Source organism: Breoghania sp. L-A4, from assembly GCF_003432385.1.
Classification (GTDB): Bacteria; Pseudomonadota; Alphaproteobacteria; order Rhizobiales; family Stappiaceae; genus Breoghania.
In genome coordinates, this window is sequence record NZ_CP031841.1 from 4,855,293 (window position 1) to 4,877,500 (window position 22,208).

Below are 22,208 nucleotides of genomic sequence, written 5' to 3' on the forward strand. Positions count from 1 at the left end.
CAGTCTGCGGTCTGATGCCGCGCGGTTTCGAAAAATCAGGCTCCGCAACGCGGAACGATTTCTAAGACAGCTTTGAAATCGGAACGCAGCGCCGGACGAGTGGCAGGCAAACACGAACTCCGGCCTGAATGAGCCGGTTATCGATTGCGTCTGACCGCCGTCGCCCGCACCCGCAATATCGGGCACGCGCCGGGTCCCCGCCCACCTGAGGGATCACCCCTCGCCTTCGCGCCCCTCCCAAGGCCACCTGTCGGCGTTTGTACGAATATGCCGCAAGGCCGGCGTCTTGTCTATTAATAAATCACACTGATTTTGAATTAAACGACCAAGGCCTCCGAACGCATGCAATTCCGCAGCCGGACCGCGCTTTCGGACGGAAACTAGAGGGAATAGTGAACCGTCGCGCCGCTCAAGACGGCGCGGATCGGCGCGTCGCTGGTCTCTTCCATCGCGAGCGCCCGGGCCAGGGCGGCGCGCTTGTCCGCGCCAGCGATCATGATATGTCGCTCACCCGCCGCCTTGAGGACCCGCGCGGTCAGTGTGACCCGAGGCTCCTCCGCGCCGGCGGCCTTGATCGCGACAACGGCGGGCGCATCCGGCGCGAGCGCCGCCGCCAGACCCACCGCGCCTGGAAACAGCGACGCGGTATGCATGTCCACGCCCATTCCGAGCACCGCGATGTCCAAAGGCAACGCGGTCTGCTCCACCCCCTCGGCAACGGCTGCAAGGGCGCCGGTCGGCTCAGCGGCGCCCGAATACAGGGGCACGAAGGTCGCCGCAGCCGCTCCGCCCGCAAACAGGGTTTCGGCGAGAAGCCGCTGATTGGACCGCGGCGAGGACGACGGCACCCACCGCTCGTCCGTCAGCGTCACCGTCACGTGCGACCAGTCGAGATCCGCCTGCCCGAGCAAGGTCAGCATCGCGGCCGGCGTGGTGCCGCCCGGAACGGCGATCCGCGCGGTCCCGCGCGTCCCGACAAGATCAGCGAGCCGCCTGGCCAGGAGATCCGCGAGGCCCGCGGCAAGCGCAACGCGGGAAGAATATTCGATGATCTTCGGGGTCATGCGGAAATCTCCCGCCAGCGGCGCCCGTCGCGGTGCATCAGCATGAGCGCGTCATCGGGCCCCGACGAGCCGGGATCATAGAGCGCCGGCCTGTCGCCGCGCTCTTCCCAGGCCCTGGTGATCGGATCGACCCATTCCCAGGCAGCCTCCACTTCGTCGCCGCGCATGAACAGGGTCTGATCGCCTCGGATCACGTCCATCACGAGCCGCTCATAGGCATCGGGCATGCGCATGTCGGCCGTACCCAGGGTCTTGGCGAAGGTCATGTCGAGGACCGCCGGCGCCAGCCGCATGCCGCCGGGGCCCGGCTCCTTGATGGTCATGCCCATGGTGATGCCCTCGTCAGGCTGCAGCCGGATTGCCAGAACGTTCTGCGTCGAACGGCCGCTGGCCGAGGGGAAAATGGCATGCGGCGCGGCCTTGAAGACAATCGCAACCTCGGACACCCGCGCCCGCAGCCGTTTACCCGTGCGCAGGTAGAACGGCACCCCCGACCAGCGCCAGTTGGCGACTTCGGTCTTCAGCGCCACGAAACTTTCCGTATGGCTCGTCGCGGCGGCCGCGTCCTGCGCGTAGGACGCTATGCCGGGGGAAGAGGCATATTGTCCGCGCACCACGTCCTCGGCATTGGTCACTGGAGCCAGCGCGCGCAGCACCTTCAGCTTTTCGTCGCGCACCGCATCGGGTTCAAACCGCGCCGGCGGTTCCATGGCGATCAGGCACAGCAGCTGCAGCAGATGGTTCTGCACCATGTCGCGCATCGCGCCGACCCCGTCGTAATAGGGCCCCCGCCCCTCGACGCCGACGCTCTCGGCAACGGTGATCTGCACATGGTCGATGTAGCGCGCGTTCCACAGCGGCTCGAAAAAGGCATTGGCGAAGCGTAGCGCCATAAGGTTCTGCACCGTCTCCTTGCCGAGATAGTGATCGATCCGGTAGATCTGGTGCTCGTCGAAATGACCGGCGAAACAGCCGTTGAGCGCCCGCGCCGAAGCGAGGTCATGACCCAGCGGCTTTTCCACCACGATGCGCGAATTGGGCCGCGAGAGGCCCGCGCCATGTACCCCTTCGGCAATCATGCCAAAAAACCGCGGCGCGACGGAGAGATAGAAGGCGCGCAATCGCGCCTCATCATCGGACAGCGCCTCACCAAGGCGCGTCCAGCCGCTGGCGTCGGACACATCCATCGGCACATAATCGATGGTGGACAGAAACCGGTGCTTGAGCGCCGCGTCCATGGCATCGGACCCCGCGAACTCATCGAGCGCCGTCCCGGCCATCCGCCGGAAGCCGTCCGCATCCATGTCCTCGCGCGCCACGCCGACAATACGGGCGCTGTCCGGCATCTGGCCGTCACGCAGGCGGTGATACAGCGCCGGAATGAGCTTGCGGCGCGCGAGATCCCCTGTCGCGCCCACAACCACCAGATCGAACGGATCCACGGGAACAACACTGGCGGCCATCAAAGGGTCTCCGTGGCGGAATCGGAAAGTTCGTCAAGCCGCGGCAGATCGGCGCCGCGGCGCGAACAGGTGAGAGAGGAGGCGTGAATCGCAACCGTCACGATCGAAGCGGCATCTTCCTGGGTCAGCGCATTGAGCCGGGCGCGGCTCGAGATGCCGCGCTCGGCGAGACCGGCCACGAGCGCCGCCTGAAAGCTGTCGCCTGCGCCCACCGTATCAACGACATCGACAGCCCGGCCCGGGACACGGACATGTCCGGCCGGACCGAAGGCCTCGGCGCCCTTGGCGCCATGGGTGACCACCACCAGTCCCGCCCCGCATCCGTCCACCGCGCCACGATATCGGAGGGTTTGATGCCGGGATACAACAGATCGAGATCTTCCACGCTCACCTTCACAACATCGCTGTAACGCACGAACGCATCGATCCGATGACGCCAGAGCTCGGTGTCCGGCTCCACATTGAGCCGCACATTCGGGTCAAGCGTCAGGAGTCTCTTTCCGGCTTCGCGCTCAAAGAATGCCAGCAGGGTCGAGCCGACGGGCTCGGCGACCAGCGAGAAGGATCCAGCGTGCAGGCCCCAGACCTCCGGCCCGAGATCAGGCAGATCCGGCACCTCGATGGACCGGTCCGCCGCGCCCTGACCGTAAAAAACGTAAATCGGCGACCCGTCGGCCGCCACGTCGACGACGCTCAATGTGCTCGGGCGGCCGGAGCGCACGAGAAAACGCGTGACGACTGCCTCGCCATCCAGCGCGGCGGCCAGCCGTTCACCGAGACGGTCGGTCGAAAGTCCGGTGAACAATGCCGAGGGTTGGCCGAGACGGGCGAGGCCGACAGCCACATTGAACGGCGAGCCGCCGATGCGCGCGTCAAACGACAATCCGCCCGCGCCATCGACAGCAAACAGATCCCACAGGGCTTCGCCGCACACCAGAAACATCACAGCACCGCCGTGACAGGGCGGTCCACGGGCACGCGGTCACGCGGACGACGGACAGCTCCGGTGGCGCCCGAATGGCAGACGTCATGGTTTCGGCCTTCAATGGTTGCTTGCCTGCTCGAACTGTCTTCCCAAGAGAGATTTTCCGTGCGCCCCGAAGGAATTCGCTCAAACATCCCTGCAATCAATATCCTCAGTGCCATCGGGTTCATTTTCCGCGCAATATGCTCTAGGAAAGACCACCCGGCCGTGCATGCTAGCGGGCCATAATGGATATGGCTTGTCAATAATTAAATCATATTGATTTTTCAATTATCTTTTGCCTAGACTCCGATCACGATAAGCATCGGCAGTCGGGAGAACAGCCAAAGCATGCGGGGCGGAGACACAACCGGATTGCGCGCCTACAACGAACGCCTGATCATGAGCGCCCTGCGCCGTGCGGGCGCTCTGTCGAAAGCGGAGATCGCGCGCGAGACCGGATTGAGCGGCCAGGCGGCCTCGGTCATTGTCAGCCGGCTGGTCGACGACGGCCTGGCGGTGAAGCTCGACAAGGTGCGCGGACAGGTCGGCCAGCCGTCCACGCCGATCGCACCCAATTCCCAGGGCGCGTTCTCGCTGGGCGTCAAAATCGGCCGCCGCAGCATCGAGGCTATCCTGGTCAACCTTCATGGTGACGTCGTCGACACGCGCGGCGAGCGATACGCCGCCCCCTTTCCGGCTCACACCATCGCCACCGCCATCGCCCAGACCAGCGAACTGCTTTCGCAACTGGATGCGGCCGCGCGCCGCCGCGTTGTCGGCATCGGCATCGCCATGCCGGGCGAGTTGCAGGAATGGGCGAGCGAGCTGGACCTGGCGCCGGGCGCACTCGATGGCTGGCGCGACGCCGATGTGGCCGACGCGCTGGCCAAGGCCACGGGCCTGCCGACATCGCTGCACAATGACGCGACCGCTGCCTGCGCCGCGGAAATGATCGCCGGCGACGCCATCACCAGCCGCAGCGCGCTTTATATCTATCTGGGCACCTTCATCGGCGGCGGCGTGGTGCTCGACGGAAAGCTCTACCGGGGGAGCAGTTCAACGCGGGCGCCATCGGCTCCATGCCGATCGATCAGCCCGGCCCCGACGGCCGCCCCGGACAACTGATCCACAGCGCATCGGTGATCCAGCTCGAGCGCGCGCTCGAGGCGGCCGGCATGGACCACGCACGCGCGCTCGCCGGAGAGGGTCCCCCGAATGCGACGCGATCTTTGACGCATGGGCCGATGCCGCAATCGGCGATCTCTCCCGGGCCGTGGTCTGCGCCCTGAGCGTCATCGACTTCCAGAGCGTCGTCGTCGACGGTCTTCTGCCGCCGGCCTGGCGGCAGCGGATCACCAGCCGCCTCGCGGAGGCACTGCCGCGCTTCAACCGCTCGGGCCTGACGCCCGCGACGGTGACGACCGGATCCATCGGTCCCATGGCCCGCGTCCTCGGCGCCGCCATGCTGCCGCTCGAGGCGCGGTTCTCGCCGGACACCGATCTCCTTGTACGCGCCACGACCGCACGCTCCAATGAGCCCGCCGCGCTTGCCGCGAGCCCGGCACCGTGATCTGGCGACGGACCATCCGCCGGCGACCTCGGATGCCGGGAACGGCAAGCGGCGGCACCGCGGAATTGTAAAAATCAAAAACTTGATTTTAATATTCATATTTTGTATGTGTTCCTGCTTCCTCACCTCCCGAGCACAGTCACGCCAATGACGTTTCACCCCCATATGAAGAGCGACTTCCATGGCGTTACGATCCTGGGCGATCTCCGGTCGCGGTCGTGGCCCGGGCTGATCGCGGACGTTTGGGACGTAGAATGCGACAGGCATGCGGGCGGTGAGTATGTCTCCCAGGCACCGCGTCTCTTCGTGCTGCTGGAAAGCGACGAAAAGGCCGCCATCGACGTCATGGCGTCGCCGGTCGCAGGATCACGGGCATCGCTGCGCGTCGAGGCGCCGCTCTGCTTCATTCCGGCGGGCATGCCGATCTGGTCCTCGCTGGAGGGACCGGGGCGGCTCAAGCACATGGATCTTCATCTGGATCTGGATGTGATCGCGGCGCGCTTCGTCGACCGCTTCGATGTGGCCGCGCTGGAAAGGCCGCGACTGATGTTCTCCGATGAGCGGCTATTGCCGCTCGCGCGGCTGATCGCACTTGAATGCCAAAACCCGAGTCCGATCCACGAACTGTATGGCGAGAGCCTGGTTTCCGCCCTCCTCACGCTGATCGGCAACGTCTCGCCGACCCCGCAATCGGGGCGCGGGGGCTTGGAGCGCGCCAACTGAAGCGCGTGACCGACTTTATGGAAGAAAACTCCGCCCGCAACGTCAGTCTTGGCGAACTCGCGGCGGTGGCGGATCTGTCGCCGTCCTACTTCTCGCAAGCCTTCAAGGCGTCCACGGGTCTGCCACCGCATCGCTGGCAGCTCATCCGCCGGGTGGAGCACGCGCAGCGAATGCTGGAAACCACCCAGGCCACCACGCTCACGGAAGTCGCAGCGGCGACGGGTTTCGCGGATCAGGCGCATCTTACGCGGGTTTTTCGCGGCGTGGTGGGGACGACGCCGGCGGCATGGCTGCGCGAACGCAGGACGTGAGCCTGGGTTTGCCGGTGGAGAACGCAAGCTCGCCGAAAATTCCTTCAAGACGCCGAAGGAACGTTCAATCCGAAAATTCTAACATGAGTTAAAAAATCAAGTTATTGGACCGCATCGATCGAACGGCGGCCATGGCTTGGGGGTAATTGAGTTCATGCGTATTTCGGTCACGTCACGACACATTCTTCTCGCCGGCGTCGCAATAGGCGCGCTGATGTCCCAGCACGCGGCGGCTCAGCAAACCGGACAGACCATTCAACTGGACACCGTTGTGGTCGAGACGGACGGAGGCGATGCCGCAACCGGGCCCGTCGACGGCTATGTCACTGAGGCAACGGCAACAGGCGCCAAGACGGCGACGCCGATCGAGGAAATTCCACAAGCCGTCTCCGTTATCGGACGCGACGAGATGGACGATCGCGGCGCCCAGAAGGCGGACGAGGCGTTGCGCTACACCGCCGGCGTTTTTGCCCAGCCCTTCGGCTACGACAGCGACACCAACTGGATGTACATCCGCGGCTTCTCCGCGACCCAGTTCGGCGCCTACATGGACGGCCTGCAGCTCTACGGCTACGGTTTCGGCGCCTTCTTCGTCGACAGCAACAACCTTGAGCGGATCGAGGTGCTGAAAGGCGCGGCCTCGGTGCTCTACGGCGGCTCCAATCCCGGCGGCATCGTCAACTACGTGAGCAAGCGACCGACCGGCGAGCGCATTCGCGAGCTGGATTTTGAACTGTCGGAATCGGGCAGCGCCTATCTCGGCTTCGACATCGGCGACCGGATCAACGAGGCATTCGACTACCGCTTCAGCGGCCGCCTGGGTGGAGGATCGGGCGCTTCCGATTTCGCCGACGGCTGGCGGGGATCGATCTCGCCGGCGCTGCACTGGAAGCTCAACGACGCCACCGATCTGACGATCCTGGCGAACGCCACGCGGATCGACGAGCGGCACAATGGCGGCGCCTTCCTGCCGTATCATGGAACCGTGCTGCCAGCACACTTCGGCCGCATCGATCGCGATGCGAACTTCACCGAGCCCGATCTCGATACCTATGAGCGTGAGCAATATTCGATTGGTTACGAATTCGAGCATCTCTTGGACAATGATTGGACGGTGCGCCAGAACGTGCGTTTCGCCTATTCCGACCTGCACGAGCAATTGCTCTATCCTTACGGCTACACCGGCTACGCGAATGAGCCGGTGGCCCCGGACAAAAGTCTGGAACGCATCAACTTCGAGCACGAAACCAATGTGTCGACGCTGACGGCGGACAACCAGCTTGAAGGCAAGGTGGATTCGGGTCCGATCAATCACTCGTTGCTATTCGGAATCGACTACAAGCTGTTCTACCTGGATCAGGTGCAGAAAGGTTCTGCCGGGACCCGCATCGACGTCACCGATCCCGATTACGGTACGGCGCAAAGCGACCCGGCAGTCTACCTCAATCAGGAGCTCACCCAGAATCAGCTCGGATTCTACGCTCAGGACCAACTGCGATTCGGCGACGGCTGGCTGGTCACCTTGAACGGCCGTTACGACCGCGTGTGGACGGACGTGGAGAACCTGCTGACGCCGGATGACTCAACCGACAGCCAGGAGGGTGCGTTTTCCGGTCGCGCCGGTGTCGCCTACAAATTTGCCAATGGCATGACGCCCTATGCCAGCGTCGCCACCTTTTTCAATCCCGTCTTCGACACCGACGCTGCCGGCAACCTGTTCGCGCCGGAGACCGGCCAGCAATACGAGGTCGGCTTGAAATACAGGCCGAGCTTCGTCGACGGGCTGTTCACCGTCGCCCTGTTTGATCTCACCAAGCAGAACGTCGTCACGGGAAACTCGGTCATCGGCATGTCGCAGATCGGCGAAGTACGCTCCCGCGGCATCGAGGTGGAGGCAAAGGCCAACATCAACAAGAACTGGCGTGTCACCGCGGCCTTCACCGCGATGGATATCGAGACCACCAAGGACGCGGATGGCGCGATCGTCGGAAAGACGCCTTATGTGGTGCCGGAAACACAGGCCTCGCTATGGCTGGACTACACCTTCGGCGCCGCGTCCGCGGTCAAGGGCCTCTCGATCGGCGGCGGCGTTCGCTACATCGGCGCAAGCTGGGCCGACAACGAGAATACCTTGAGGGTTCCCGAGGCAACACTGTTCGACGCCCATCTCGGCTATTCCCGGGACAACTGGGGGATGGACTTCAACGTCAACAACCTGCTCGACAAGGTCTATGTGGCAAGTTGCCAGACGTCTCTCTCGTGCGCTTATGGCGAGGGCGGACCATGAAGCTCACGGCGCATCTGACCTGGTAGGCTTCGGCGCGTCATTGCATCACGAACGTCCGGGACCGGCACACGCGGGTCCCGGACGCGTACTAAGGGTCTTCGCGGATACGGCTCGCCAAGTCGCGGCTTGAAACCGGAGGATGGCCGGGTACCGGGCCACGCAAGCCTAGTCCCCCGGGCCGCTTCCCGCGCGCGACGAAAAAGCCATGCATTGTGAAAAACGCCAAGCCACGGCCAGTTGACGCCCGATTACAATGGCGATCGTGCTAGGGAAGCGAGCTGGCAACGCGCCGCCCTCGATGAGGAATGTTTCGAACCCGCTTTGCCGCACGCCGCGGCCGATGGACGCCATGCTCGCACGCTTTTTCTCCTACTACGCGCCCTACAAACGCCTGTTCCTGCTGGACTTCGGCTGCGCCATTCTGGCGGGCGTGCTCGAGCTCGCCTTCCCCATGGCGGTCAAGCTGTTCGTTGACGACCTGCTGCCCGGCCAGAACCTGTGGCTTGTCGTGGTGGCGGCGCTTGCGCTGTTGCTGCTCTATGTCGCCAACACCGGGCTGACCGCTGTCGTCGTCTATTGGGGGCATATGCTGGGAATCAACATCGAGACGGACATGCGCCGCAAGGCGTTCGACCATCTGCAAAAGCTGTCCTTCCGCTTCTACGACAACAACAAGACCGGCTACCTCGTGGGCCGGGTCACCAAGGACCTGGAGGAGATCGGCGAGGTCGCCCATCACGGCCCCGAGGACCTGTTCATCGCGGTCATGACGTTCATCGGCGCCTTCGCCCTGATGCTGACGGTCAACGTGCCGCTGGCCCTGATGACCGCGGTCATCGTTCCGGTCGTGGCCTGGTTCACGAGCCGCTACGGCGGCCGCATGACGCGCAATTGGCGCGCGCTCTACGGGCGCGTGGGCGATTTCAACGTGCGGATCGAGGAAAACGTCGGCGGCATGCGCGTGGTGCAGGCGTTTGCCAACGAACAGCACGAACGCGCCCTGTTCGAAAAGGACAACGCCGGCTATCGGCGCACCAAGCTCGAAGCCTACAAGATCATGGCCGCCTCCACCTCGCTCAGCTACATGAGCATGCGGCTGGTCCAGCTCGCGGTCATGCTGGCCGGCAGCTATCTGGTTTTGACCGAGCATCTGAGCTACGGCGGCTTTGTCGGCTTTCTGCTGCTCGTCACCGTCTTCTTCCGGCCCATCGAGAAGATCAACGCGGTGATCGAAACCTATCCCAAGGGCGTCGCGGGCTTTCGCCGCTATGTGGAGCTTCTGGATACCGAACCGGACATCGCCGACCGACCCGGCGCCGTGCCCGCACCGGCCTTGCGCGGCGACATCCGCTACAACGCCGTCACCTTCGGCTACGAAACAGGCCGCCGGGTCATCGATGCGGTCGATCTGTCGATCACCGCCGGCCAGACGGTGGCCTTCGTCGGCCCGTCCGGCGGCGGCAAGACAACCATCTGCTCGCTGCTTCCACGCTTCTACGACGTTCAGGACGGCTCCATCACCATCGACGGAATCGACATCCGCGACATGACGCTGGCCTCGCTTCGGGGCCAGATCGGCATCGTGCAGCAGGACGTCTTTCTCTTCGGCGGGACGATCCGCGACAACATCGGCTACGGACGCCTGGGAGCGAGCGACGCGGAGATCCGTGAAGCGGCACGGCGCGCGCATCTCGATGACGTTCTCGCGGCCCTGCCCGACGGTCTGGACACGCTGATCGGCGAACGCGGCGTGAAGCTCTCGGGCGGCCAGAAGCAGCGCCTGGCGATCGCCCGGATTTTCCTGAAGAACCCGCCGATCCTGATTCTCGACGAGGCGACATCGGCTCTTGATTCCCAGACCGAGCGGGAAATCCAGAAAGCCCTTTCGGAACTCTCGCACGGCCGCACGACCCTGGTGATCGCCCATCGGCTGGCCACCATCCGCGACGCCGACCATATTGTCGTCATTGACCGGGCCAGGATCGCCGAACAGGGAACCCACGCGGAGCTGCTCGCCCGGCGGGGGCGCTATTGGCAGATGCTCAACACACAGTCGTTGAGCCAACCGTCGCCCGCGCCCCAGGCCGGTGCGGCCATGGCAGCGGCGGAAGACGTGTGACGGCCGCGCGGTTTCCCCTTGTCCCGGGTCCGCCCTAGATGTCCTTGAGAAGACGGAGCGCGTCGTAGATCGCCGCATGTGTGTTGCGCGCGGAAACCGCGTCGCCGATCCGGAAAAGCTGGAAGGCGCCCTTGTCATTGCGCGCGACCGACTGCGGAATTCCGGCGACCAGCTGTTCGTGCGATATTTCGCCGAGGTTTGTCGACAAGGGCTTGAGGCCGAAATAAAGCTCATCGAGGGGGATGGTGCCATGATTGACCACAATCTGGTCGAACATGCGCTGCTTTCGGACCCCGCCGTAGTCGCTGCCGACGGTGGCAATCAGCCGATTGCCGTCCCTTTCGACCGTCTCCAGACGGTAGGTCACCGTGAAGGTGACGTCCTTGCTTTGAAGCGCACGCATGTAAGGGGTCAGATTCATCGCCATGACTTCGGGCGCGAACGACCGGTCGGGCGTCATGATTTCGACCCTTGCCCCGGCATTGGCGAGGCGTTCCGCGGCCTGCAACCCGGCATGATCGCCCGCGTCGTCGAACACCAGGACATCGGCACCGGGCTTCACATCGCCAGCGATGATGTCCCAGGCCGACACCACGAGTTCGTTGCCCTTCGCCAGGACCTCGGTATGCGGCATGCCGCCCGTCGCGATGATGACGACGTCGGGATCTTGCGCCTTGACCGTGCCGGCGTCCGCCCAGGTGTTGAAGTGGAAGACGACGCCGCGCTTCGCGCATTGCGCCATGCGCCAGTCGATGATGCCGATCATGTCCTTGCGGCGCTCGCTGCGGGCGGTCAGGCGAATCTGGCCGCCGGGATCGTTCGCCGCCTCGAAGACAACCACCTCGTGGCCGCGCTCTCCGGCGACCCGCGCCGCCTCCAGACCGGCCGGACCCGCGCCGACGACAACGATCTTCTTGCGAACCTCCGCCGGCGCGATTGTCTGCGGCATCGTGAGCTCACGCCCGGTCGCCGCGTTGTGGATGCAATAGGCGGCCCCACCTTGATAGATGCGGTCGAGGCAGTAGTTCGCGCCAACGCAGGGCCGAATATCGTCCTCGCGTTTCTCGATAATCTTCCGCACGATATGCGGATCGGTCATGTGGGCGCGCGTCATGCCGACCATGTCGAGCTTGCCCGCAGCGATGGCGTGACGTGCTGTCGCGACGTCCGGAATCTTCGCCGCATGGAAGGTCGGGAAGTTGGTGGCCGCGCGAATCTCTCCAGCAAAATCAAGATGCGGCGAACTGGCCATGCCCTGGATCGGGATCACGTCGGTCAGGCCGGCGTCGGTATCGATATGCCCCTGACGACATTCAGGAAGTCAACCATGCCGCTGTCCTTGAGGCGCCTGGAGATTTCCAGCCCATCCTCCCTGGCCAGCCCCCCTTCCAGCATCTCGTCGCCCGTATAGCGGACGCCGACGACAAAGTCGGCGCCGACGCGCTTTCGGATTTCCCTCAAGACATCGAACGTGAAACGCAGCCTGTTGTCCATTGAGCCGCCATAAGGCCCGTCAAGCTCGTTTGTCAGCGGCGACCAGAACTGGTCCATCAGATGGCCATAGGCCTGCAGCTCGATCCCGTCCATGCCGCCCGCCTTCATGCGCTCGGCCGCATCGCCGTAATCCTTGATGATCCGCTCGATGTCCCAGTCTTCCACCTTCTTGGGGAACGCGCGGTGAGCAGCCTCCCTGCGATGGGACGAGGAGACGACCGGCAGCCAGAACCCCTTGTCCCAGCGCGTCCGGCGGCCAAGGTGGGTGAGCTGAATCATCACCGCGGCGCCCTGCTCATGCACGGCGTCCGTCAGATCCTTCACCCACGGCACCACCTCGTCCTTGTAAACGAGAAGATTGTTGAAGACCGGCGGGCTGTCCTTTGAGACGGCCGCGGAACCGGCCGTCATCGTCATGGCGACCCCGCCCCTGGCGCGCTCGACATGATAGGCGCGATAGCGTTCCTTGGGCATGCCGTCGTCCGGATAAGCCGGTTCATGCGCGGTCATGATGACGCGGTTGCGGAACGTGAGATGCTTGAGCTGATAGGGCTGGAGAAGGGGATCTTTGGTCATTATCCAGACTCCGGTCAGGGGCAGGAGAATCCTTGGACAAAATGTTCATCAGTGTCAAGTTAATGGACGAAAAAGCCGATAAACTTGACACTGATGTACAACTGTGACACGGGAAACCCATGGAACAGGTTGTGAATGACAGCGGCTGGCGCGGTTCCCCGAGCTCTGGTTGGGCGCGGCCTATGACTCCCTGCTGGAATCCGGCGTCGATTCCGTCAAGATCATGCCGCTGGCGAGAAAGCTCAAACTGTCGCGGACGAGTTTCTATTGGTTCTTCAAGGACCGCGAAGAATTGCTCGGCGCGCTCCTCACGCGCTGGCGCGAGAAGAACACGGGCAATCTGATCCTGCGATCGGAGGCCTATGCCGAGACCATCGCCGAAGCGATGCTCAACGTCATCGACTGCTGGCTGGATACGGCGCTTTTCGATTCAAGGTTCGAGTTCGCGGTGCGAAGCTGGGCCTTCAGTCGCCCGGCACACTGGCTGAAGTGCGAAGGGCTGACCGTGAGCGGCTTGACGCCCTCACCCGGATGCTGGTGCGGTTCGGCCAGGACGAGGCCCGCGCCGATGTCCGCGCGCGCACGATTTATCTGACGCAAATCGGCTATATCTCGATGCAGACGGAGGAAGACGTCTCCATCCGGATGAAACGCATCCCGGAGTATGTGGAAATTTTCACGGGAACGGCGCCGGAACGACGGGAGCTCGACCGCTTCCTCGCGCGCCACGGCCGCGGCGGTGAGGGACAATGAGCGATGAAAAACCTGCCCTGACCGGGTGTCCTCAATCACGAGCAAGCGCGATACCATTCAGGAGCACGCGATGAACACCCCCGCATGATCACTCATGAGCAGGCCGCCTCCCTCGTGACCTGGCCCGACGCCGTCGCAGCGCTCGACGCCGGACACAGACGCCCGAAGGCGCAGGTCGGCGACATCTTCCTTGGGCCGTCGGAGGGGTCGCTTCTCAGCCGCGGCGCCTATATCGCCGGACTCGGCTTCGGGGTGAAATCTGTCACCATCTTCGGGGTAACCCCACCGAAGGCCTGCCGAGCGTCCAGGGCGCCATGTTCGTGTTCGAGCCGGCGCGCGGCGCCCTGACCGCGATCATCGAGAGCCGGCTGGTCACCGAAGTGAAGACGGCCGCGGATTCGGCACTCGGCGCCACGCTGCTTGCGCGGCCGGGCAGCGAGACGCTGCTGATCATCGGGGCGGGAGCGGTGGCACGCAGCCTGATCCGGGCCTATGCGGCGGTGTTTCCCTCGATCAGATACATCCGGATCTGGGCCCGCCGTTTTGACCAGGCGGAGGCGTTGGCGCAGGAAGCGCGCCTGGAGGGTGTGCAGATCACCGCCGCTTCCGATCTGGCGGCGGCCGCGCGCGACGCCGACATCATCTCGAGCGCGACCATGGCGCACGAACCGGTTCTGCACGGCGCCTGGATCCGGCCCGGAACGCATGTGGACCTGATTGGCGCCTTCAAGGCCGACATGCGCGAGGCGGATGACGCGCTAATCTCCGGCGGCTCGCTCTTCGTCGACAGCCGCGAGACCACGATCAGCCATATCGGCGAATTGATGATACCCATTGCTGCGGGCGTGATTACCCCAAAGTCCGTGAAGGGTGACCTCTACGACCTGATCGGCGGCACGGTGGCCGGACGCGTGTCGGACGATGAGATCACCGTCTTCAAGAACGGCGGCGGCGCCCATCTCGACCTGATGATCGCCGATTATATCGTCGGGGCCATGAAGGCCTCCGTCTGAAACACCGCTGCGTCAACGGTTGCCGTCGGCGAATGTTTCCGATTCCACGCACGTCCGGGCAAGCGGCCGGTCCCCGCGCATGCCCGATCTGCGCCGGAGCAATTCCAGAACAAGTGGGTACCGGTCATCGATGCGGATTTGCGCCAAAACAAGGACTGAGAGCCAAGACCCATTTCTGCAAGAAGCGGATCGGCTTCAGTCGGCGATCTCCAGATCAAGCAGCCCGGAGCTGAGGCATTTTCCATGCGCGTCCAGGGCCAGCGAACGGGTCACGCCGCCTTTGAGCGCGGCGTGCAGCACAAAATTGAGCGCGCCGAGTTGCGGCAGAACGAAACGCTCGATGCGTCCAATCTGAAGCCATTCAAGATGCGCCCGCAACCGCTCTTCCGTGACCTCGGCCTCGATCCGCGGCCAATCCGCCATGTCGTAGGCAATAACGGAAATGTTCGAGACGTTGCCCTTGTCGCCGGTGCGGCTGTGGGCGATGGCGCGAAGCTGCATGGTCCTAGCTCTCCAGCATCTCGATATGTGGAACGACAACGCTCGCCGGGACCAGCGTGGAGACGATGGCGACGACTTCGCGTGCTGACTTGGTGACGCCACCGCCCGCCGCCGGGCCGTTGAGGTAAAGGCTCTCCACCTCATCACCCACCGCACGCGCCGCCTCGCCGCTCTCAGCGCGGGCCGCGAAGCGCACGCGAACCTCGCGCGGCGCATCCGCCACCGACCGGGTTCCGCCCAGGATCGCGTCAACGCCGATCAGTTCGCCGCGCGTCTCCGAATAGAGAAATGGCAGCTCGCCCATCCGGACAGTCATGATCTCCAACGCAAGCCGGCCGCGCGCTTCTGCCCCGGCCCCGCGTAGGAGATCTGCCCTTCGCCGACATAGGAATCGACATAGCCGAGCGAAACCTTCAGCTGGCCCGTCTTGGCATGACCCGATCCCCGTGGATACGCACCCTGTCGGGGCCTACCTCCGTCATCTCCACGGCGGAAAAATCCGCGATCACGTCGGGTTGCAGATAGCGCGCGGGATCGTGCACCTCGTACAGAAGCTGCTCCTTGCAGGTCGCCAGGCTGACCCGTCCACCCGTGCCTTCAAGCTTGGTCACGGTCAGCGCGCCATCCGGCGCCACCTCCGCGATCGGAAACCCAATGCGCGCGAGGTCCGGCACGTCCTTGAAGCCGGGATCCGCAAAGTATCCGCCCGTGATCTGTCCGCCACATTCCATCAAGTGACCAACCAGCGTTCCGCGACCGAGCTTCTCCCAGTCATCCATCTTCCAACCGAAGGCGTGAATCTGGGCCGCGAGGAACATCGCCGGATCCGCCGCCCGACCCGTGACGACAAGATCCGCACCGGCCTCAAGCGCGTCCACGATGGGACCCGCTCCCACATAGGCGTTGGCCGAAACAAACGGCCTGCCGAAAGCCGCGGCCATATCTCCCGTTTCCTCGATCCGGCAGTCCGAACCGTTGACAAACGCCAGCACGTCGTCGCCCGTGATCGCCGCGACCTTCATGCCCTTCAGCCCGAGATCGCGGCCGATCTCGACCACTTTTCTCGCGGCGGCGAAGGGATTGGCCGCGCCCATGTTGGTGATGATGCGGAAGGGCTTGCGCGTCCGCGCGCGCTCCCAGGCCGGCAGCACCGCGCGCATACGCCGCTCCAGAAGCGGATCGTAACCTGCGTCCGGATCGGCGCGGCGCGCCTGCTGGGCGAGCGCGATGGTGCGTTCCGCCAGACACTCGAAGACGAGATAGTCGAGATCGCCGCGTTCGGCGAGATCGACGGCGGGGCCGATACGATCGCCGGAAAAGCCCGCGCCCGTCCCGATCCTGAGGGTGGTCATTGTGCGTTTCCAAGCGCAAGCCGCCGCGGCTTGCCGAAATACCAGGTGGCGATGAGCAGCCCGCCTGCGAGGAACGGCGCCACAGGGTGGGGCCAGATGGCGAGCGCGATGCACGCCGCGAGCACCGTCACGTCGAGCGCGCGGATGCCAAAGAGGCTCTGTCCGCTCAGCAGTCCGGGTATGGCGACCACCAGAACGAGGCCGGACAGCAGCGCGTTTGCGAACGCGAGCCCGCCGCCCTGCCCGGTCATGCCCGGATAGAGCAACAGCATGAACGGAACCACATAGGTCACCGCGCCGAGCCGCACCGCTTCCAGCGCGGCAGGCAGCCAATTGGTTTGCGCGATGCCGGCGGCAACAAAAACCGCCACGCAGACAGGCGGCGTGATGACGGAGATGGTGGCGAAGTAGAAAACGAAAAGATGGGCGGCCAGCGGGTCGATCCCGACGGCCGTCATGGCGGGCGCCAGCACCGCAGCCACAAGCACATAGGCGGCCGTCGTGGGCAGCCCCATGCCCATCACCATGCAGACGGCGCCGACGATCAAGGCGACGCCGGGCATCGAGTTGCCCGCGATTGCGACGATCATCGAGCTCAGCGTCACGCCGATGCCTGTCATGTTGATCATCGAAACCAGGATCTGCGCACCGGCCAGCAACACGCCGATAATGACCATGCCCTTGCCCGCATCCGCGATGCCGTCGACCACGAGGCGGACCATGCGGCGCGCCGGCATCTGGCCGATGCCCGTCGCGACGAAAGCGATGAGCAGACCCATGATGCCGTAAAAGGCGGACGTTGCGACGGAGCGGCCGAGGAAGACGCCGATTCCGAGTGCGCCGATAGCCGCGATGATCGGCAGGGCGCGGCGCGGCGCAACGATCGTCGACCATGGCGGCAGTTCGTCCTCGGGAACCAGTTGCAGGTTCTTGCGCACCGACACGACATGCACGGTGACAAAGACCGAGAGATAGAAAAGCAGGGCCGGCACGGCGGCGGCGATAATGATCTTGATGTAGGAGACGCCGAGAATTTCGGCCATGACGAAAGCGGCCGCTCCCATGATTGGCGGCGCGATCTGGCCACCGGTGGAAGCGACGGCCTCGACGGCCGCGGCGAAGGCCGGCGGATATCCAAGCCGCTTCATCATCGGAATCGTGAAATTGCCCGTGGTCGCCACGTTCGCGACCGCCGAACCTGAGATCATGCCGAACAGGCCGCTGGCGATCGTGGCGATCTTCGCCGCACCGCCGACCTGCCTGCCGCCGATGCGCATGGCGAGATCCATGAAGCTCTGGCCGCCACCGGTGTGCAGAAGCAAGGAACCGAACAGCACGAAGGCGGCGATGACAGTGGCCGCCACGCCGGTCAGCATGCCCCAGATACCGAGGTCGCCGAGAAAGATCGTCTCCGTGATGAAGGCCGTATCGAAGCCGCGATGGGCGAGCGATCCGGGCAAGTGATCGCCAAACAACGCATAGGCGAGGCCGATGAGAACAAGGATGGGAAAGATGATCCCGACGGCGCGCCGGCTCACCTCAAGAACAGTGACCACGAGCCCGACGGTGAGCGCCTTGTCGAGCGCCGTGGCCCACGGCAGGGTGGTCATGATCTCATCGTAGTTCACGACGATGTAGCCGCAGGCGCCGATGGTGGTGGCGGCGAGAACGAGGTCCAGCATGAGACCGATCGGTCTCCACGGTCTGCCTGCGCCCGCGGGATAGACCGCGAGCCCGAGGCAGGCGACGAGCGCCAGGAAAATCGCGCGTTGAATCAGGCTCTCGAAAGGGCCCGTCGCGGCGGTGTAGAAGACGAAGGCACCGACAAGCAGCGCCAGGCTGTCACGCACGCGGGTCAACACGGCAATTCTCCTGGATGACCGTCAGTTCATCGGCTGAAGACGGGCCGGGATCTCATGGCCGTTTTCCTTGAACCACCTGGCGGCACCCGGGTGCAGCGGAATGGTCGCGTACTGAAGGGTCAGCTTCGCAAGATCGACGCCCTTCACGGAGGCCATCGCCGCGCCCTGGACGTCCTTGTCCTCCATCACCGCCTTGACGATCTTGTAGGCTGCATCCTCGGACAGATCAGGGCTCGCGGCAACGCCGACACCGAAGCTCCAGGTCGAATAGGCCGGAATGCCGTCGGCGGCGCCTTCGGGAAGATCGACGACCGAGATGTCAGGCATCGTGTCGGCGAGTATCGCCTTCTGCGCGTCGTTCAGACCGAGCACCCGGATCGGGGTGAAGGTGGCGATATCGAGCGTGGAACCGTCAAGCTTGTTGCCGGCGCCCGACTTCACGTATCCGGCCACACGGCCGTCCTTGATCATGTCCACGACGTCCGTGGTGGAGCCACGCACATATTCAGCGGACACTCCGAGCGCCTTGAACACGGCTTCGGTCGTGCTCTCCGTGGCCGATCCCTTGATGCCCGGATTGAACCGGACGCCCTTCAATCCTGCAAGGTTCTTCACCTCGGCATCGGCCCGTACGATCACGTTCTGAGGCGCGCCGGTATAGACCCACAGCATGCCCAGTTTCATCGGATGACCGTCAAACTTGTTGGTGCCGGCGACCGCGTGCTGGGCGACGTTGGTGGTGACAAGGCCGAGGTCGATCTGCTTCCGCTCGATGCGGCGCAGATTGTCAAGCGTGGCGCCGGTCTCCGCGACCGACGTCTCGAGGCCTTCGGCCTTTTCATTGATCAGCTTGGCCACGGCGACGAAATAGCCGTAGTGGCTCGACGAGGCAGACGTGGAGCCGATGAGAAGCCGCTGCTGGGCGCTGGCCGGCAGGGCTTGGCAGAGCGCGAAGGCGCCCGCCAGGACGAGGTGTGAAAAACGCATGGATATCTCCTCCCAGGAACCCGCGATGCGGGCAATCGCTTCGCTCGCCTGCCGAAAGCGCTGCCGGCCCCTCCCGGGCTGCATGGCGACCTTCAGCGTGAAGGACGAGGCTGACAAACCCTCGCACAACGGAATTGTTGCAATAAGTGATTAGTTGGAAATAATTGTTGCGCTATGAGCAACAAATTCGATCTCAACGACCTCAGGACCTTCTCGGCGCTGGCCCGCGGCGCAGGGTATCGCGCCGTGGCGGACGACGTGGGGATGTCGGCGTCCGCCCTCAGCCGCTCAATCTCCCGGCTGGAGGACCGGCTGGGCACGCGCCTGTTCGATCGCGACACACGAAACGTCTCGCTGACTCCACAAGGCGAGATGCTGCTTCGGCTGGCCGAACGTGTCTTGAACACGGCTGCGACCGCCAGTCTGGAGTTCGATGCGTATCTCGCCGCGCGCCGGGGACGCGTGACGATCGCGGGCCTGCCCTCGGTCACCGCGGGTCTGCTGCCGCCACTGGTCGCGCGGTTCATGGAAGTCCATCCAGACGTCGACCTGCAGATCAAGGACGCGCTTTCAGACAGCGTGATCCGCGCCGTGGAGCAGGGCGAGGCCGATCTGGGCTTCACCGCGGGCGCGGTCGATCCCTCGGACCGGATCTCGTTCCGGACCGTGTTGACCGATCGGTTCCTGGCCATCGGGGCGCCCGGCGGCGCGCTTGCCGAGGAGCGCAGCTACACCTGGGAGGAATTGGTGAATCTGCCCTTCGTCGCCATGGCGACAGGGACCAGCGTGCGCGCCCTGACCGACGCGGCGTGCTCGCAGGAGGGCCTGCCGCTGCGGCCACGCTTTGAGGTAGCGCATCTCGCAACCGCCGGCGCCTTCGTCTCGCAAGGCCTCGGCGTGACGGCGCTGCCGACGCTGACGCTGCCGGTTCTCGGGGCGGGCAAGCTCATCTACCGCCCGCTCCTCAAGCCGCAACTCGTCCGTCGCGTTGGCGTTATCTGGCGCACCGGCCACGCCCTGTCTCCGGCCGCCCGCGCCTTTCTCGATCTGGTGAGGAGAACGGCGCCGGGTACAGAAGCCGTCGACCCGTCCGGCGCGGGGCCTCTGGCAGGCGGTTGAGGGCATCCGCGGCTCCTCCTGCATTGGCGGCTTTCCCCATGCGCTCGTGGCGCGCCGACACCTGGCGCTGGGCACAAAAAACCCCCGGCCATGGAGACCGGGGTTTTGTCGTTCTGGTTGCGGGGGCAGGATTTGAACCTGCGACCTTCAGGTTATGAGCCTGACGAGCTACCGGGCTGCTCCACCCGCGGAAAGTCTTGTTTTCAGACGCAAAAAGCGCCGCAAGCATGGATTGCTTTGGCGCTTTGCTCCACCCGGGAGTGTTTTGTGAGTGGAGGAATCGTTGAGAGGAATGTTGTGTGCTTTGCAGGCCTGGCAGTGTCCTACTCTCCCGCGTCTTAAGACGAAGTACCATCGGCGCTGGGGAGTTTCACGGCCGAGTTCGGAATGGGATCGGGTGCAGGCTCCCCGCAATAGCCACCAGGCCGGCAAAGGACACAACTGTTCGAAGAAACTGGAATTGGATACCGTCATCGCTTGGTTTCATCGCCGCCATATCGTTCTTCCGACACCACAGGTGTCGCAAGGCCGACCGGCCGCCGCGGCTGACGCCGCGCCCACCCGGAGGACAGCGCGCAAGCGCGGTGCGTCCGTGAGGGAGAAGATTTCTCAGCGCTTTCGCGCTGAGAAGATGGATATTGATTAATGAGAGTGATCAAGCCAATCGAGTTATTAGTACCGGTAAGCTGCATGCATTGCTGCACTTCCACACCCGGCCTATCAACGTGGTGGTCTTCCACGACTCTCAAGGGAGAACTCGTTTTGAGGTGGGTTTCCCGCTTAGATGCTTTCAGCGGTTATCCCGTCCGTATATAGCTACCCTGCTATGCCGCTGGCGCGACAACAGGTCCACCAGAGATACGTCCATCCCGGTCCTCTCGTACTAGGGACAGATCCTCTCAATTCTCCTACACCCACGGCAGATAGGGACCGAACTGTCTCGCGACGTTCTGAACCCAACTCACGTACCACTTTAATCGGCGAACAGCCGAACCCTTGGGACCTGCTCCAGCCCCAGGATGTGATGAGTCGACATCGAGGTGCCAAACGATCTCGTCGATATGGACTCTTGGAGATCATCAGCCTGTTATCCCCGGCGTACCTTTTATCCGTTGAGCGATGGCCCTTCCACGTGGGACCACCGGATCACTATGGCCGTCTTTCGACTCTGCTCGACTTGTCAGTCTCGCAGTCAGGCAGGCTTATGCCATTGCACTCAACGAGCGATTTCCGACCGCTCTGAGCCCACCATCGCGCGCCTCCGTTACTCTTTGGGAGGCGACCGCCCCAGTCAAACTACCCGCCACACACGGTCCCGGGTACTGTAATACCGCGGTTAGACATCCATAACGATAAGGGTGGTATTTCAAGGATGGCTCCACCCGAGCTGGCGCCCGAGCTTCAAAGCCTACCACCTATCCTACACATGTCGTGACGAATGCCAGTGTGAAGCTGTAGTAAAGGTGCACGGGGTCTTTCCGTCTGACCGCAGGAACCCCGCATCTTCACGGGGAATTCAATTTCACTGAGTCTATGCTGGAGACAGCGGGGAAGTCGTTACGCCATTCGTGCAGGTCGGAACTTACCCGACAAGGAATTTCGCTACCTTAGGACCGTTATAGTTACGGCCGCCGTTTACCGGGGCTTCAATTCGGAGCTCTCACCCCTCCTTTTAACCTTCCGGCACCGGGCAGGCGTCAGACCCTATACGTCGCCTTACGGCTTCGCAGAGCCCTGTGTTTTTGATAAACAGTCGCAACCCCCTGGTCTGTGCCCCAATGCCTAGTTGCCTAGACACTGGGCTCCCTTCTCGCGAACTTACGGGAGCAATTTGCCGAGTTCCTTCAGCATAGTTCTCTCAAGCGCCTTGGTATGCTCTACCAGTCCACCTGTGTCGGTTTCGGGTACGGTCATTAGTGCGGGAGCTATTTCCTGGAACACCTTCGAAGCATCTCCAATCCAGTAAGGAGATACAGCACACGGCATTCGTCACTACCCGCTGGCTGCAGAATATTGACTGCATTCCCATCGACTACGCCTTTCGGCC

At 63.7% G+C, this 22,208-nt stretch carries 14 protein-coding genes, 1 tRNA gene, 2 rRNA genes and 4 pseudogenes (1 of these 21 only partly in view); 9 read left to right on the forward strand and 12 right to left on the reverse strand.

What is annotated here, in order from left to right:
• Window positions 1-380 precede the first annotated feature (380 nt).
• From pgl to D1F64_RS25240, 4 genes and pseudogenes are all read right to left on the reverse strand, one after another.
• On the reverse strand, window positions 381-1,064 hold the full coding sequence (gene pgl, locus D1F64_RS22165) for a 6-phosphogluconolactonase (RefSeq protein WP_117414197.1): 684 nt from the start codon (window positions 1,062-1,064) through the stop codon (window positions 381-383).
• Window positions 1,061-2,527 carry a glucose-6-phosphate dehydrogenase gene (gene zwf / locus D1F64_RS22170; protein ID WP_117414198.1) on the reverse strand — a complete coding sequence of 489 codons (1,467 nt, stop codon included), beginning with the start codon at window positions 2,525-2,527 and terminating at the stop codon, window positions 1,061-1,063. The genes pgl and zwf overlap by 4 nt, the downstream gene beginning before the upstream one ends.
• Window positions 2,527-2,856, reverse strand: coding sequence for a PfkB family carbohydrate kinase (locus D1F64_RS25235; RefSeq protein WP_346432277.1), 330 nt, complete (start codon window positions 2,854-2,856; stop codon window positions 2,527-2,529). The genes zwf and D1F64_RS25235 overlap by 1 nt, the downstream gene beginning before the upstream one ends.
• 95 nt (window positions 2,857-2,951) lie before the next feature.
• Window positions 2,952-3,470: pseudogene (locus D1F64_RS25240) on the reverse strand (PfkB family carbohydrate kinase); the annotation flags it as partial.
• A 372-nt stretch (window positions 3,471-3,842) separates the two neighbouring features.
• Here D1F64_RS25240 and D1F64_RS22180 point away from each other — a divergent pair.
• The 6 genes from D1F64_RS22180 (at window position 3,843) to D1F64_RS22200 (ending at window position 10,504) form a co-directional block, all read left to right on the forward strand.
• Complete coding sequence (locus D1F64_RS22180; protein WP_117414199.1) at window positions 3,843-4,619, forward strand: ROK family transcriptional regulator; 777 nt, start codon at window positions 3,843-3,845, stop codon at window positions 4,617-4,619.
• 148 nt (window positions 4,620-4,767) lie between these two features.
• On the forward strand, window positions 4,768-5,064 hold the full coding sequence (locus D1F64_RS22185) for a hypothetical protein (protein ID WP_117414200.1): 297 nt from the start codon (window positions 4,768-4,770) through the stop codon (window positions 5,062-5,064).
• 147 nt (window positions 5,065-5,211) lie between these two features.
• Window positions 5,212-5,787: a hypothetical protein gene (locus D1F64_RS24960; RefSeq protein ID WP_248304549.1), complete on the forward strand. Its 576-nt coding sequence runs from the start codon at window positions 5,212-5,214 to the stop codon at window positions 5,785-5,787.
• 5 nt (window positions 5,788-5,792) lie between these two features.
• Window positions 5,793-6,098 carry an AraC family transcriptional regulator gene (locus D1F64_RS24965; protein ID WP_248304550.1) on the forward strand — a complete coding sequence of 102 codons (306 nt, stop codon included), beginning with the start codon at window positions 5,793-5,795 and terminating at the stop codon, window positions 6,096-6,098.
• A 214-nt stretch (window positions 6,099-6,312) separates the two neighbouring features.
• A complete protein-coding gene (locus D1F64_RS22195; RefSeq protein WP_248304551.1) occupies window positions 6,313-8,385 on the forward strand; it encodes a TonB-dependent siderophore receptor in 2,073 nt (690 codons plus the stop codon).
• A gap of 349 nt (window positions 8,386-8,734) precedes the next feature.
• Complete coding sequence (locus tag D1F64_RS22200) at window positions 8,735-10,504, forward strand: ABC transporter ATP-binding protein (RefSeq protein WP_117414795.1); 1,770 nt, start codon at window positions 8,735-8,737, stop codon at window positions 10,502-10,504.
• Window positions 10,505-10,538: 34 nt separating this feature from the next.
• Here D1F64_RS22200 and D1F64_RS22205 read toward each other — a convergent pair.
• Window positions 10,539-12,574 (reverse strand): annotated as a pseudogene (locus D1F64_RS22205) (NADH:flavin oxidoreductase).
• 119 nt (window positions 12,575-12,693) lie between these two features.
• Between D1F64_RS22205 and D1F64_RS22210 the strand changes: the two are divergent.
• Together D1F64_RS22210 and D1F64_RS22215 are read left to right on the forward strand one after the other, a co-directional pair.
• Window positions 12,694-13,327, forward strand: a pseudogene (locus tag D1F64_RS22210) (TetR/AcrR family transcriptional regulator).
• Window positions 13,328-13,641: 314 nt separating this feature from the next.
• Window positions 13,642-14,340 carry an ornithine cyclodeaminase gene (locus D1F64_RS22215; RefSeq protein ID WP_248304552.1) on the forward strand — a complete coding sequence of 233 codons (699 nt, stop codon included), beginning with the start codon at window positions 13,642-13,644 and terminating at the stop codon, window positions 14,338-14,340.
• Window positions 14,341-14,535: 195 nt separating this feature from the next.
• Here D1F64_RS22215 and D1F64_RS22220 read toward each other — a convergent pair whose 3' ends face one another.
• The 4 genes and pseudogenes from D1F64_RS22220 to D1F64_RS22235 form a co-directional block, all read right to left on the reverse strand.
• Window positions 14,536-14,841 carry a hypothetical protein gene (locus D1F64_RS22220; protein ID WP_117414201.1) on the reverse strand — a complete coding sequence of 102 codons (306 nt, stop codon included), beginning with the start codon at window positions 14,839-14,841 and terminating at the stop codon, window positions 14,536-14,538.
• 4 nt (window positions 14,842-14,845) lie between these two features.
• Window positions 14,846-16,193, reverse strand: a pseudogene (locus tag D1F64_RS22225) (acyclic terpene utilization AtuA family protein).
• Window positions 16,190-18,055 carry a TRAP transporter fused permease subunit gene (locus D1F64_RS22230; protein WP_117414202.1) on the reverse strand — a complete coding sequence of 622 codons (1,866 nt, stop codon included), beginning with the start codon at window positions 18,053-18,055 and terminating at the stop codon, window positions 16,190-16,192. The pseudogene D1F64_RS22225 and the gene D1F64_RS22230 overlap by 4 nt, the downstream one beginning before the upstream one ends.
• Window positions 18,056-18,076: 21 nt before the next feature.
• A complete protein-coding gene (locus tag D1F64_RS22235) occupies window positions 18,077-19,042 on the reverse strand; it encodes a TAXI family TRAP transporter solute-binding subunit (protein ID WP_117414796.1) in 966 nt (321 codons plus the stop codon).
• Between the two features lie 174 nt (window positions 19,043-19,216).
• On the opposite strand from D1F64_RS22235, the gene D1F64_RS22240 reads away from it, so the two are divergent.
• Window positions 19,217-20,161: a LysR family transcriptional regulator gene (locus D1F64_RS22240; protein WP_117414203.1), complete on the forward strand. Its 945-nt coding sequence runs from the start codon at window positions 19,217-19,219 to the stop codon at window positions 20,159-20,161.
• A 114-nt stretch (window positions 20,162-20,275) separates the two neighbouring features.
• Here D1F64_RS22240 and D1F64_RS22245 read toward each other — a convergent pair.
• From D1F64_RS22245 to D1F64_RS22255, 3 genes are all read right to left on the reverse strand, one after another.
• A tRNA-Met gene (locus D1F64_RS22245) sits at window positions 20,276-20,351 on the reverse strand.
• 120 nt (window positions 20,352-20,471) lie between these two features.
• Window positions 20,472-20,586 (reverse strand): 5S ribosomal RNA (gene rrf / locus D1F64_RS22250).
• 226 nt (window positions 20,587-20,812) lie between these two features.
• Window positions 20,813-22,208, reverse strand: a 23S ribosomal RNA gene (locus D1F64_RS22255); it runs 1,340 nt beyond the window's last position.

Coding starts and splice junctions, on each gene's coding strand:
- pgl (WP_117414197.1), bottom strand. CDS start 1,064: ATGACCCCGAAGATCATCGAATATTCTTCCCGCGTTGCGCTTGCCGCG.
- zwf (WP_117414198.1), bottom strand. CDS start 2,527: ATGGCCGCCAGTGTTGTTCCCGTGGATCCGTTCGATCTGGTGGTTGTG.
- D1F64_RS22180 (WP_117414199.1), top strand. CDS start 3,843: ATGCGGGGCGGAGACACAACCGGATTGCGCGCCTACAACGAACGCCTG.
- D1F64_RS24960 (WP_248304549.1), top strand. CDS start 5,212: ATGACGTTTCACCCCCATATGAAGAGCGACTTCCATGGCGTTACGATC.
- D1F64_RS22195 (WP_248304551.1), top strand. CDS start 6,313: ATGTCCCAGCACGCGGCGGCTCAGCAAACCGGACAGACCATTCAACTG.
- D1F64_RS22200 (WP_117414795.1), top strand. CDS start 8,735: ATGCTCGCACGCTTTTTCTCCTACTACGCGCCCTACAAACGCCTGTTC.
- D1F64_RS22215 (WP_248304552.1), top strand. CDS start 13,642: ATGTTCGTGTTCGAGCCGGCGCGCGGCGCCCTGACCGCGATCATCGAG.
- D1F64_RS22220 (WP_117414201.1), bottom strand. CDS start 14,841: ATGCAGCTTCGCGCCATCGCCCACAGCCGCACCGGCGACAAGGGCAAC.
- D1F64_RS22235 (WP_117414796.1), bottom strand. CDS start 19,042: ATGCGTTTTTCACACCTCGTCCTGGCGGGCGCCTTCGCGCTCTGCCAA.
- D1F64_RS22240 (WP_117414203.1), top strand. CDS start 19,217: ATGAGCAACAAATTCGATCTCAACGACCTCAGGACCTTCTCGGCGCTG.